The sequence below is a fragment of the Nostocoides jenkinsii Ben 74 genome, assembly GCF_001046875.1.
Lineage (GTDB): Bacteria > Actinomycetota > Actinomycetes > Actinomycetales > Dermatophilaceae > Nostocoides_A > Nostocoides_A jenkinsii.
In genome coordinates this window covers 99995-112438 of sequence record NZ_HF571038.1, presented here as the reverse complement: position 1 = coordinate 112438, position 12444 = coordinate 99995, and the positions used below count along the sequence as shown (strand labels likewise).

Annotated in this window: 9 protein-coding genes and 1 pseudogene; 7 read left to right on the top strand and 3 right to left on the bottom strand. The window is 63.8% G+C overall.

The window, feature by feature from the left end:
- Positions 1–16: 16 nt before the first annotated feature.
- Positions 17–2659: a hypothetical protein gene (locus BN13_RS00500; RefSeq protein WP_157038354.1), complete on the top strand. Its 2643-nt coding sequence runs from the start codon at positions 17–19 to the stop codon at positions 2657–2659.
- Between the two features lie 1010 nt (positions 2660–3669).
- A complete protein-coding gene (locus BN13_RS00495) occupies positions 3670–5421 on the top strand; it encodes a hypothetical protein (RefSeq protein WP_048543549.1) in 1752 nt (583 codons plus the stop codon).
- Positions 5422–5468: 47 nt separating this feature from the next.
- Here BN13_RS00495 and BN13_RS19040 read toward each other — a convergent pair whose 3' ends face one another.
- Positions 5469–5621 (bottom strand): hypothetical protein, encoded by a 153-nt coding sequence (locus tag BN13_RS19040; protein ID WP_157038353.1) that lies wholly within the window; start codon positions 5619–5621, stop codon positions 5469–5471.
- Between BN13_RS19040 and BN13_RS20840 the strand changes: the two are divergent.
- From BN13_RS20840 to BN13_RS00470, 5 genes and pseudogenes are all read left to right on the top strand, one after another.
- Positions 5607–5756 (top strand): annotated as a pseudogene (locus BN13_RS20840) (hypothetical protein); the annotation flags it as partial. The gene BN13_RS19040 and the pseudogene BN13_RS20840 overlap by 15 nt on opposite strands.
- A 168-nt stretch (positions 5757–5924) precedes the next feature.
- The gene (locus tag BN13_RS00485; protein WP_157038352.1) at positions 5925–8072 is read left to right on the top strand and encodes a hypothetical protein; all 2148 of its coding nucleotides are present in this window, start codon (positions 5925–5927) and stop codon (positions 8070–8072) included.
- A gap of 36 nt (positions 8073–8108) precedes the next feature.
- Positions 8109–9107, top strand: a complete 999-nt coding sequence (locus BN13_RS00480) for a hypothetical protein (protein WP_048543544.1) — start codon at positions 8109–8111, stop codon at positions 9105–9107.
- Between the two features lie 98 nt (positions 9108–9205).
- On the top strand, positions 9206–10261 hold the full coding sequence (locus tag BN13_RS00475) for a hypothetical protein (RefSeq protein ID WP_157038351.1): 1056 nt from the start codon (positions 9206–9208) through the stop codon (positions 10259–10261).
- Between the two features lie 44 nt (positions 10262–10305).
- Positions 10306–10887: a TerD family protein gene (locus BN13_RS00470; protein ID WP_048543541.1), complete on the top strand. Its 582-nt coding sequence runs from the start codon at positions 10306–10308 to the stop codon at positions 10885–10887.
- Positions 10888–10955: 68 nt separating this feature from the next.
- On the opposite strand, the gene BN13_RS19035 is transcribed toward BN13_RS00470, so the two are convergent.
- Together BN13_RS19035 and BN13_RS00460 are read right to left on the bottom strand one after the other, a co-directional pair.
- Complete coding sequence (locus BN13_RS19035) at positions 10956–11684, bottom strand: hypothetical protein (RefSeq protein WP_157038350.1); 729 nt, start codon at positions 11682–11684, stop codon at positions 10956–10958.
- Between the two features lie 157 nt (positions 11685–11841).
- Complete coding sequence (locus tag BN13_RS00460; protein ID WP_201329030.1) at positions 11842–12432, bottom strand: TetR/AcrR family transcriptional regulator; 591 nt, start codon at positions 12430–12432, stop codon at positions 11842–11844.
- Positions 12433–12444: the final 12 nt, after the last annotated feature.

The window sequence follows — 12444 nt, the reverse complement described above, 5'->3', positions numbered from 1 at the left end:
ATTTGGACGTATGCCGATGAGCGACCTGACAATTCTCGTCACCGAGAATCCAACCCTTGCCGGGATCCCGGCCGCCCTTAGGGACTGGTCTGCTGCCGGGCTGATTCGCCCCTTTGTGTGGGTACCACCGGCGACGCCCAACTCGCGTCTCATTGAGGCGCGGTTGGTCGAGTCGGGAGACGTTGTCGTGTCCTCCCTCGGAGACCTGCTCGCCCGCCGTTCTCCCCGTCACGTGCGCATCGTCGCCCTGACCAGCGAATTGGTTGACGGCGCTGATTCGGCGCGGAACGCCACCAGCCTGGCGGCAGCGGTCGGCGGAGCGGGAGGGGAGATTCGCACCACCCTCGTGCAGCTTGTCGTGACTCGCCTGGAGGCAAGAGAAGGCGCGTTGACGGCACTTGAGGGATGGCACAACATCCTCATTTCACCCGATGATGCCGCGGGGCCGACCAAGCCCCATACCTTGCTCGAAGGCCCCGCGTCCGACGAGGACATAGCGCAGTTCGCGCTCCCGGCGGTTGCTGCTGTGGGGGCGCTATTCGACGGCGTGGAGGCCGGGCCGCTCGATGACACGCCCGTCCCCCCGGGGGCAACGTTCCAGGTTCTGCGAGTCTTCGCCCGCCGTCTTGACGCCTCGACTGTCCGCGACGCGCTGCAACGCCAAACTCTTGGCCTAACCGATGGGTATCCGCTGGTGCTGGGAGCCGGTGGGGCCTCGGCCACGTATGTCGAGAACATCGACCTCGCCAATCTCGACATGGCCAATGGTCTGTGGAGTCGCCACCTTGGCATCCTGCGCAGCGCGCGCCAGAACCCCCAGTTGGCGCAGGTGGAGTCGCTCGGCATCTGGAAGGCGTTCCGGATGCTCTGGAGCTTTCTTTGGGCCTCGATCAAGAACGCACCCGCGGAGTGGGCCAACAAGGTCATTTACACCGGCAAGCAGTGGGTGGCCACCACGGCGACGCGGGCGATCTTCGGTCAGAACAGCGCCTTCGCGGTCGTCGTCGGGGGCGTCCGCGGGCAATCAGCCTCCTGGCAAACCCAAGTGGAGGCGTTGGGCGCACTCGAGAACTCGCTGGGTCCGGCGCAAGACGGGCACCACGTCCACTCCCGGATGGATAGCCTGTGGCAAGACTTGGTCTCCGGTGGCTTGACCTTGCTCGACGGGCAGCCCCGACGGGGTGATCAGATGGACGCTGCCAAGATCGGCAGCGACACCGGGATCATCCGGTTCGGCCGGTTTCTCGCGCCCTCTCGCGCGACGGACTCCTTCACCGACATTCCCGGAGCAGTGCGGGCCGCCACCGAGACGGACGAGTTGGCACCATACGACACGCTGCAGATCCGCCGATTCGGCACCCGCCTGAGCGCTTTGGCCGCTGACCCAATCGCAGGCGCCGATGCGTCAGCGACTATGGAGAAGTTCCAGGCATGGTGGCGGCGGGTCAGCGCGACATATACGACCAAAGTATCGCTCCGCCTGTCGGACGAGTTCGAGCGCCGGTTGGCCGAGATAGCCGAGTACACCGCCGTGCTGCAAGCCGCACAGGCCACCACGGGAATCCCAGACGACATTCGCCACGAGCAGAATCGGCTCGCCTCCCGGCTGCGGTTCCTGCTCATCGCTCTGGTTCTGCTCATCACCGCCACGATCACCCTCGGGGCACTAGCCGTGATTCCGTGGCTGGTCGCCGGGATCGCCTTGGGAGTATGGATGCTCGGCTGGCTGGTGAGTTCGGTCTTGACCTTCCTTAAGGGTCAGCGCCGGCTATTCCAGTTGAAGAACATGCGGGCCGAGGCATTGAGCAAGGCTGACGCAGCGGAATATAACCTCGCCGCGGCCATCCGGGACGCTCGACGCTGTGGAGACGCCTATGCCCTCCTCCTGCAATGGGCCGAGTCGCTGGCGATCTTCGCCTCCGATCCATTAGGTCAGGCAAGTGCGCAGGCGGGGCCCAACGTGGGGCCGGGAACCGACCACCCGCTTGCAATTCAGTTCGGACAAGCGGAGGTCAACGATCGCGAGGTGGCGCGCGCCGCGAGCGCTCTCCGCCGGCAGTTCTTCCCGGTCGGGTGGCTCGACTCCGTATGGGATGCCTTTTTGGGGAGCGCCGGTCACCTCCTCGGTGCGCGCGGGACAATGCTTCTCGACGAGCCGGCCCTGCTTTATCGGCAGCGAGCCATCCAAGAAGACGTGCTATTGCCCAGGTGGGTCGAGGCGCTCACCGAGCAGGGAGTCCCTGGAACTGCTGGCGACCAGACGTGGGAGCGCATCGTTCACACATTGCAAACGACTGCGCGGGATGAGCTAGAACGGCTGTTGGGACAGGTTCGCACTGAGACCGGCGCGCCCACGGCGCTTAATGAGTTCCTTGGTGGGCTGACGGCCCAGGTGATAACACCGACTGGCTTCCCCACGACCCTGTTCTCGGCCAGCGCGATCACGGGCGACCTGATGCGGCCGCACGTGACCTGGTGCCGGGAGTGGTCGGAGGGGCTGTCGCGCACTGTCGTTCTGGCGCAGATCTCCGTTCCCATGCCCGCCGAATACCTACGTCCTGAGGCGCGCCGGCACGAAGACCCGATCGGCAACGTGGGGTCATCGAACGGCGGCGCGACCACCCGGCTGGTCCGGCCCATCGTTGACGACATCTTCTAACGTGGAGGAACGGGCAGGTGTGTGAGAACAAGCAGTGCATCCTCCTCACGTGGCGGCGGTTCATGGCTGCCAATGGGATGCCGTCATTGCCGAGCGAGAGTGATTTGTCCTTCATCTGCGCCCAAGGTCGGATTCCAGACAACCCGCCTTCCGCCGTTGCCAGTTGGGGACACGCCATCTCTTTCCTGCTGAACCAGGCCAAGTTCGGCGTGACCTGGGAAGGCATCCACCTCACGGGAGACTTGCTGCGACCTTTGGCAGCAACGATTGGTCGGGGGTCAGCGACACCCCTAGCCACGTCATCCCCGACTACTTCCCCCAATGCGGCTGCACCCGTCGGGACGCCCGCACTCACGGGAATGGCGGCAGCGACCGGAGCAGCGCCCAACCTCCTAGACGGCCTTCGTGCGTGGCGCGATCGCGCTGTCAAGGACGGGGCCCTCGCGGCAGGCGCTGCACCGGATCACCACCTCGTCATGTTGATTCGTCCCGCGATGAAGCGACCGGCAGATGTGGGCCAGCGCGTCGCCGCACTTGCCCCCTTCGCCCAGGAAGTTTTCGATGTCGTAGCTGCGGCGGAGACCTCCGCCGCTCCTGCGTCATCTACGACGCCCGCAACGACGTTCGTCGCGACGGACGAGGACGAGGCCCAGCCGCGGACTGTTCCACGGAGCAACCTCGCGACAGCCATACGTGCAGTCGAAGCGGTCCCGCCGTCGTCACTGTCTGGCGGCCGGCCGGTCACAACCGTTCAGCCGCCCGCGGACTACACCTCGCCGGTGTACCCGTCCACCGCGCAATATCCGGGGGCGTCCGTTCTGCCGTCAGGCAGCCACAGTTCCGGGGCGACCACGAGCGCGTATCAGGGTCACGTCGCGGATACAACGGCACCGCGCTCGACCTCCAGCTCGGTTGCGTCCAATGCGACTGAATCACGCCCTTCAGCTGTCACCGCGTCTACGGCTCACGAGCCGCCTAGCCTGGCCGCCGCAGCGCGCGAGGACGGAGAAGTGCAGACCGAGGTGTCGGCCGAGGTATCGGCCGACAAACCGGGCGGCGCGCAGACGCTGCCGTCCGATCTCCGGAGCATCGAAAGTCACGATGATATCGAGCGTGGCTTCGCTGAGGCGTTGAGTGTCGTGGCCGAGCCGGCCAGCACCGTGGTCGACCACATCAGTATGGACGGGCGATCGATCTATCGGTGGCCGGCCCAGTCGGAGGCACTGACGATCTATCGGGTTGTCGTGTCCGACAGTCAACGCCCGCTGGTGCCCGAGATGGGCGATCTTCTTGCGGTCACCCAGGGTACTGAAGTTGAGGATGGTGCCCCGATCGGAGGGCTCTTCCGCTTCGTTCAAGTCTGGGCCAATTCCGGCGACTCGATCGGCGCCGCGAAGGCGGCGCAGCCTCGACTTGTCGCCGAATGCGTCCGGGTGGCCCCGGTGCACGAGGTGTCCGGCTCCCCAGATTTCGGCCAGGTCGCCCTCGTCTGGACGGCACCGCCTGGCGCCAGCAGGGTCCAGGTGTTCCGGCTTCCCCCCGCAATGACGGGCCCGTCCGGATTTCGGGCTTTCGAGATTGCCACCGATCGTCCTAACCTGGGTGGTGTCGTCGATCGCGGCGGGGAGGCCGGCGCGGCATACGTCTATCGCATGATCGTGGAGGCGAGAGATCCTTCCGGGGGAAGCCACCAATCGAGCCCTGTCGATCTGCGATTGGAGTGGCCAGCCGTTATTCGCGAAGTCACGAACCTGGCCATTCATACGGTTAAAGGGCCAACCCGATTCGAGTCGGGAATGGTGGACTTGACGTGGACGGCATTGCCGGTCGGGGACGTCCAGATCTATCGCCTCAAGGAGCCATTGGGGGCCGGCATTCTGGGGGTCGAAGTTGACAAGGGCGCACTCCCGCAAATGGGCTTGACCGACAGCGAGCTGTGCAAGAACCCCCAGGACCCGATGGGCGACGATCAGATCCGCATGGCCGAGGTGCCCTGGCCGCCGGGCTGGCCACGCATTCACTTCGTTCCCGTGACCATTCTGGGTCAGCGCGCCCTGCCCGGACGGCCGAGCGTTGAAGAAGCACCCGTCGCGCCAGGCGATCCACGCCTCGTTGATCGGGTTGCTCAGCAGGTCATCACATTTGTCTGGCCGGAGGGCGCCACGTATGTCCGTGCCTACATCGGCCCGGTTGGGGCAGAACCTCACGCTGTCTGCAGCGGCAACCCCCATCACCAAGTGACCGAGGAAGACTATCGGCGCCATGGGGGTCTGCGGATGGCCTACAACCCCCCCTCCGACGCCGCGGTCTTTCTCACCGGCGTACGCGGTGACTCCGTGAGTGCACCCGTGGCGGTTCCACTACCCAAGCGGTGGCAGATCCGTTACTCGGTCGAATTGCACCGTCGACGCCTCATCGGACCGGTGGACTACGTGCGGGTGGCGGTGTGGGCGCCCAACGAGCAAGCCGCCGGATCACCGCCGTTCGTCGTCGCGTATAACCAGGACCGGCTGCCAATGCATCCGCGAGACGGCGTAATCCTGACGTGCGTCCCGGATGCGACACCGGATGCATCACCAACTCAGGTGATGCATCCGCAGACCTTGATCGGAGGTCCACAGTCGCCTCGCTTTCGAATGCTCCTGCCATCGCCCGTTGCTCGCGGATATGTTCGGCTCTTCGTCTCACCTGGAGTCGGCGCTGAATCTCTGCGCAGGATCGTCGTCCTTGATCCGTCCGTTACGGAATTGCGGTGGGCCTGATGTATGCCTCCGGCGAAGAAGACGCCGCGGGACAGATCGGTTACACGTCAAGCCGCGGCGGATTCGGCATTCATGCCGAAGTGGGTCAGCTGACGGACACGGAACGGGATCTGCTGGTGCGGGGAGCCGATCCTGGACGCACCGACTTCGGCCAGCCCCTGCCCCGATTCGCCGCGCCCGATGAAGTGGCGACTTTCCATCGAAACCTCGTGGTGACGCCGATCCCCACGGGTGCGGCTGCATGGCATAGCTCGCCCGCCGGAGCCGATGAGAGCGGTCGCGCCGGCAACGTCTTCATCCATGCATTGCTCGATCGTGCTCCAGCCCACGACGGCCGTCGGCTCATCGATACCTGGCGGTCACCGGATTGGACAACTCCGTATGGCGCGGCCGAGGTCCGCGGCAGTGCGCTTCCTCCCGCTCTTCCTCGCCCGGGAAACGTGGTCGGTTACCAAGGTGTGTGTGACTTCCTCCTTGATCCTTCGACCTGGAGACTTGGCACTTTGTCCGTCCTTCTGGACGAGCTTGCCCTCCCACGGGGGGCACGCGGACCCGTCGTCCTCGGCGTCAAGAGTCCCGATGTCGGCGCGCTTTGGATTGGGTCAGTCGCCCATCTCATGTCACCGGGTGCGGCTGCCAAACTCGGGTTCGGCGTCTGGGAGAGCCCGCGCGCGTTACAGGGCGATCGGCCGGTGACCTACGAGTTCATCTGTGTTGCATCCAATGATCTGACCGAGATCCGTGAACAGCACCCGCAACTGACCATTCTCGACGACGAGGATGGCGCCACGCCACGCGATTGGACTTCTGCCGCCGGCGGTGAGGCAGCCTGGGGGGCCTTGTCGGTGGGGATGCTCAGCCTTGCCGACGATCCCTACAACGTTCTTCGCGAGATCGATGAGGTGTCGACTCGTGTCGGGGATGTCGACCTTTCCCGATTCTGGCCGCTCGCCATGGTGATGGCCCAGCGCCTGGACTCGTGGGCGTTCTTATCGCAGCCCATTGCCGCGGCACTGGGTTCAGGGAGCCCGCCATCCTTGGCCGGGCAGGCGGACCTCTTCTCGACCACGTTGGCCGTGGTCGGCCGGCATACGGGTGAATCCACTGCGGACTCGTGGCAGGCCCTGTCAGCCTGCGCCCCCGGCCCGATTGCGCAGGTTCTCCAACGGATCTACTTAGTTCGCGCCCTAGCAGATGATTCCTGGTTGGCTACGCCCGGTGGGCCACCCACTCGGTGTGACCCGGGTTGGCGGCCGACAGACCATCCTGGGTTGGAGGCGGAAGCGACAGTCGCCGTTCAGCGCCTAGCCGAACTCGACACGCCCATGGCGGCCGTGCTGATGATCAACCTCGCCGACCTGCTGATTCGCTCTGGCTGGCCCGTCGAAGACCCGGACAGCTTGTGTGACGGCCAGCTGCTTCGTGGTCTGGCCGGGTGCCTCCGGCCAGTCCTCGGGAGTGCTGAACTACGTCGGCAAGTGACGTCCATGAGGCACGTTTCGTTGCAAACGCGAGCCGGCCTACTGCGACCGGCGCTGGCGGACTGGCCGGACGATATCGCCAGGCAGTTCTATCTTCCGTTAGGACGACGAACGCCGTCTGACGTTATCGCCTGGCTGTATCCGAACGGGGCCGACGACTTGGGCCCCGCACCGGAGGAACTATCGCCGCTGGATCTCGAGGCACTTGCCTTAGTGGCCCTAGCCGGACCTGACCGCGATGCGCGGATGATGGGGCGCCAGTTGCTGCTCGACGCGCTGCTCGTGACCAGATCTGGCGGGGAGCCAGAGCTGCGGGGCCAGTTAGAGCTGCGGGGGCAGTTGTTGGCCGTCATCGCCGATTCACGTCCACTCCGACCGGCAGAAGTCGTGAGGTTGATACAAGCTGACGTCCGCGTGTCCCGGGTGCAGCTAGCCGCCGCGATCCTCGGTGCGCAGGAAGACGAACGAGGCGAGGTGGTAGCGCTTCTTGCGGACTCGAGGGTAGCTGAGAGCCCCGACGGCCTAGGCAGGTCCGCCCGGTGGCTACAACTGATTCTTGGCGGCGAAGCCTGGGGAGCCCAGAGTTTTGAGCAAGCGGTCGAGGTATATGCGCCTCAGGTTGTGGCCGCGTTCAAAGAACTTTGGGCGGCTTCTAAGACCACCGCGGGGCCGCTGTGGCTACGACACCTTGTCTGTGCTGGTGAGTTGGTCGAAGCTCGAAGCGACCCACACGGATTTTGGAACGATGTGCTTCCGGAGGCAGGTGGGAAGGCCCCCGGTTGTGGCGAGCTGTTCCGCTCGCTGATATCCCTTCGCCTGACCGATTCGGCAAGCTACGAAAAGATCGACATGCTGGGCATGCGAGTCATGTCATGCGAGCCGGACTTCCCTCGGCCATTGGATCCGCAAGCTCCGGTCCGCAGGCTCCACTCGCTGGTCGATGGAGACTCCTACCCGGCGCTCCAAATGGGATTACTCCGCTACTTCTCCGGCCTGGATCGAGACTCGCTCGCCGGATGTCGAGATGGCGTGGCAGCGACGGTTGCGCGGCTCTTCCCGGACGACACCGAGGTGCACGAGTTCGCTCGCTCCTGGCTGATGCGAATCTCGGGAAGTCGTGGTGTAGGTGATCGAATCCGCAACGTCGGCGGCCGGCTCTTCGGCCGATGAGCAATCCACCTTTGGCGCCTCACAAAAGGAAAACTGATGACCAACTATGAACTCGGGCAACAGCCAGTTGGACTTCGCCGCGGACGGATTGAGATCGCCGCGGTTCTCGGAGACGAGCCGCTGCGATTGAACCTGCGCAGCACCGACGCCCGGCCTCCGATGGAGGGGATTTGGGCACAGCATGGAACCGGCTATCTCGGAATGTTCAACCGTCCGGTCGCCGATCTGCCTCCCCAAATGCTGATCTCCGTCGCCCGGGCAGACGGAAGCCCTTTCCCCGCAACACCTCCGGTGCACGTATCACTCCTCGTCGGACAGGACGGCATTTCCTGGACGTTGGGTGGGCTTGGCGGTATGCCGATAGCGGATTTGGTCTCCGTGGGGATCGCGGATGAGTGGATCACCTTCAGCCGCCCGGCCGGGGCAACTGAGGACCCGGAGGGTCTCACGCGCGAGGCCGCGGCCATGGCTGCTGCAGCCCGTCGGGTGCTGGGTATGCCGATGGTTCCGGAGCCGCAACGGGCGCACGTAGTGGTCGTTGTCGATCCGTCCGGCTCAATGAAGACGAACTCCGCCATGAGGGCACTAGCCGAAGTCGCAACGGCAATCACGGGGATTCATGCCGTACTCGGGGGGCGCGCCAGACGGTTGGAGTGGCATCTCGCGGGTCGACCACGTCGTCGATTCGAATCGCCGGAGTCCCTGCTAGCGAGCCTCAGCGAATCACCGTACCGGTTGGGAATCACGCTGGACCTGCCGGACGTGGTTCCAGCCTCCGACGAGCCGACAGTCGTGTATCTCGTCACCGACGAATTGCCAGGCGGCCTAGCGACATTCGCTGACATCGACGGGCAGGCCCGTCACCTCGTCGTTGTCGCCAACTCGGCCTCGGCGCCTGCGCGCGTGGGCCACGTAGATATCACAGTGTGGCCGCGCGATCCCGCGGACGAGCATCGACTCACCGCATTGGCCAAGGATCTCCTGCGGGGCTGCTTCGCCCAGGAAAGCCTCTGCGGAAAGGCGGTGGCGGTATGAGTAAGTGCCCGCTCTGCTTCACTGATGTCGGCACAGTAGAGGCCAGTTGGCAGTGCGTGAACCGCGATTGCGCGAGCGAGGCGACGGAGCATCCTGCGGTGAAGGCGTATCTCGGTCGTGAAATGAAGATCAAGCAACGTCGCCGCGAGGTGCGTCCGAAAGACCACCGCGGACCGTGGACGCCCCGTCTGGAGCAGCACTGCACGAAGTGCGGCGCACACATGGAACGGTCGTGCCTCGTGTGTCAGCAACCCATCCCCAAAGATATCGACACTTCCGATGTCATTTGTGTTGCATTGACCGGCGCTCGAGCGACCGGAAAGTCTGTCTCGATCGGGGTCATGCGCCTTTTCGTGGAGAAATTGGTCGAGGAACTCCGTTCAGCCCTTACCTTCGAGTCACGGTATTCGCAGACAGATGAAAGCAAGGAATACCTCGACCAGATTCTCACGGGGAAGGCATACCCGGCGACCCCGCCGGGAATCGCACGTTCACTTCTCTACAGCCTGGGGCAGTTGAATGGAAAGCATCGCTATTTGGCCTTCCGTGATATCGCGGGAGAAGATCTTGAGAAGTCTGACTCGTCACTGAATCTCAGCTTCCTGGGGCGGGCTGACCTCGTCATCTTTCTCTTTGACCCGCTCGCGATAAGAAGTATCCGCGACGCTCTAGAGAGCGTGATACCACGGCAGGGTGAACCGGGGCAGGACCCGCAACGCGTGCTTGGAACCGTATTGAAACACATTTCCAACGGTCGCCCGCACTTGGCTGTTTGCCTCGCCAAAGTCGATGCCTTGCAAGCGTTGGGTGAGCAAAATAGCCCGCTGAGCCCGGTCTTTGCCAATGCCGGGACCACGCTCGTGCGTGAAGCCCCCAAGCGCACAATCGGCGGGCCGGCGTATGACCAGGCGGATGGCCTGCTGCTCAGTGAAGAGGTCCGGTCCACCTTGATGCTTCTCAACGGCACGTCCATCGTCAATATGGTCGAAAATCCCGCGACCAAAGTTGTGCTGCCACACCGATTCTTTGCAACTTCCGCGTTGGGAGCAGCTGCCGACGGGGAGCTCTTGCCCGACCACGGAATCACCCCATTCCGGGTTCTGGATCCGCTTCTATGGATCCTCAACGAGAAGGGGGTCGTGCCTTCGGCTTGATCTGGAAAGTGCAACAGAAACTCAACTCGAGAAGGGTGCAATAGATGGCTATATCTCTCTCTAAAGGCGGCGTTATCTCTCTCGCAAAGGAGTCGGGTCCGGCGCCCCTGGACAACGTGCTGGTCGGCCTGGGATGGGACCCCGCAGACACTGGGGCACCGTTCGACCTTGATGCGTCCGTGTTCTTGACGGACTCATGGTCTCGATGCGTCACGGATAGTGACTTCGTGTTCTACGGAAACAAGGTGCACAACTCGGGCGCTGTGACGCACTGCGGTGACAGCATGACCGGGGTTGGCGATGGCGACGACGAGCAGATTCTTATGACCCTGTCCAAGGTTCCTAGCGCAGTCGTCAGGCTGCGGGTTGTGGTCAGCATTCACGAGGCTGCGAGCCGCGGTCAGCATTTCGGCTTGGTTGCGAATGCCTTCATCCGCATTGTTAACCAGAGCGACAATCGCGAACTGGCAAGGTTCTCACTGTCGCAGGGCGCAACGGGCCAGGATTGCCTCATTTTCGCCGAACTGGAGCGGCAAGAGGCCGATTGGACCTTTCATGCGATCGGCGACTTCACGCCGGGCGGACTGGGTGGTGCACTCGCGGCGCACGGCCTAGTAGCGGGCTAATGATCGAGACGGTGCCGGCGTGAGCCACTGGTTGACGCCGGCACCAGTATTAATTCTTGCGGCGGTGCCTAGCGCGCCTTAAGGTAGATCACGAAGTCGCCGCTCGTACACCGCAGTGGAATTGTGTTCTCGCACTTAACGCGCAAGTTCTTTCTGCTAATTGAGCTATAGGCATTGAGGTTGACTGCTCCTTTGCGTTTCTTGGATGGGATATCCAAATAGGCGGTGCGGACAGCTAAAGCGAAGCTACACGGAGTGTCACGTGTACCGGCGTAGGTATTGACTGTGATCTTGGTGTTTGCCTTGCCGCATATGCGCGAGGTGGCCGGGATCTTGATCCTCTTCGGCTTGCTGGAGGCCGACGTTGGCGTGGATGCCGCGCCGGTGTTATCCGACGTCACTTCGCCACTTCCGTTTTTGATCCCGGAGTTGATAAGGTCAATGAGTTCTGACGTCCCGACAAGGAGCGCGAGTGGCAACACCACAAACTTGAGTATTCGGCGCTTCTTCTTTCGCCGCGGCGTGGCAGGCGCGAGCGGCACCGGAGGGGGAGATGGGGTAGGTGCGGCGTCGGGCTTGGACTCTGCCAGTGTCGGTGTGAGGACAGGGTTGATCGTCGGTGGGTTGGCTGTTTTCGGGGGGAGAGACGTTGGGTCATGGCTGCCCACGGTGCCGTCATGCCTTGCGCCACTCTCGTCGGATGACGCTCCAGTCGGCATGGATGCCCCGAGCTTGACCTGAGAGCCGGGCGGGCGGGCCGTGCCGCAGCCACCGCAGAAATCGTCGTCGTCAGCCATGTGCAGCCGGCAGTTGTGGCACTGCAAAGCGATCTCCCCGGATAGTGCCTAAAGATGTCGAGGCTCAGTCGACATTAGTCTGCCGTTCTGGCAAGAGGTGACGGTTCAACTATGCAATTGGGCGGCGTAACGCGGTAGTCCCTGAAACGGGGGACTTTCAGGATATCCGCGATAGCGCACGCAAAGCGGTGACACAGTGCGTGGTCAAGGCGTGTAATTCCGAGCCGGGGGGCAACTGGAGGGCGCGATCCTCGACATACGCGACCCAGGCGTGGGCGACGCGGGGGTCCGTCGCGGGGAGGGCACGGCATACGTGCTCGGCGATCCCGGAACGCAGGCTCGTCGCGGTGGCGCCGGGGTCGTCGAGATCGGCGAGCGGACCGGACTGGCCATAGACGAGGGCGAGATAGAAGTCGTGCCGGCGCACGATCTGGGCGATAAAGCGTTCTGCCAGTTGCCGAATCGCCTCCTCCCCGCTCGCGTCGGGATCGGGCCGAACCGTCCGCAGCACCCGGCGCCCGGCGGCCGCGACGACGGCCTCGTGGAAGAGGGCCTTTGTGGGGAAGTAGTGGAAGAGCAGGCCTCGCGAAACTCCCGCCTCAGTCGCGACCTCGTCCAGGGAGAGGTCCATCGCGGGGCGCTCGACAAACTTGCGGAGACCGATCCCGAGCAGTTGGCGGCGCCGCTCGTCCGGGCTCAGCCGCACACGACCCGGCGGTGGGGTGCTGTGATCGTCGCGACTCGGCACGCTATTGAGCAT

What these genes read in the sequence shown, in the direction of transcription:
- BN13_RS00500 (WP_157038354.1), top strand. Translation starts at nt 17, where the DNA reads ATGAGCGACCTGACAATTCTCGTCACCGAGAATCCAACCCTTGCCGGG.
- BN13_RS19040 (WP_157038353.1), bottom strand. Translation starts at nt 5,621, where the DNA reads ATGGAAAGTCGCCACTTCATCGGGCGCGGCGAATCGGGGCAGGGGCTG.
- BN13_RS00470 (WP_048543541.1), top strand. Translation starts at nt 10,306, where the DNA reads ATGGCTATATCTCTCTCTAAAGGCGGCGTTATCTCTCTCGCAAAGGAG.
- BN13_RS00480 (WP_048543544.1), top strand. Translation starts at nt 8,109, where the DNA reads ATGACCAACTATGAACTCGGGCAACAGCCAGTTGGACTTCGCCGCGGA.
- BN13_RS19035 (WP_157038350.1), bottom strand. Translation starts at nt 11,684, where the DNA reads ATGGCTGACGACGACGATTTCTGCGGTGGCTGCGGCACGGCCCGCCCG.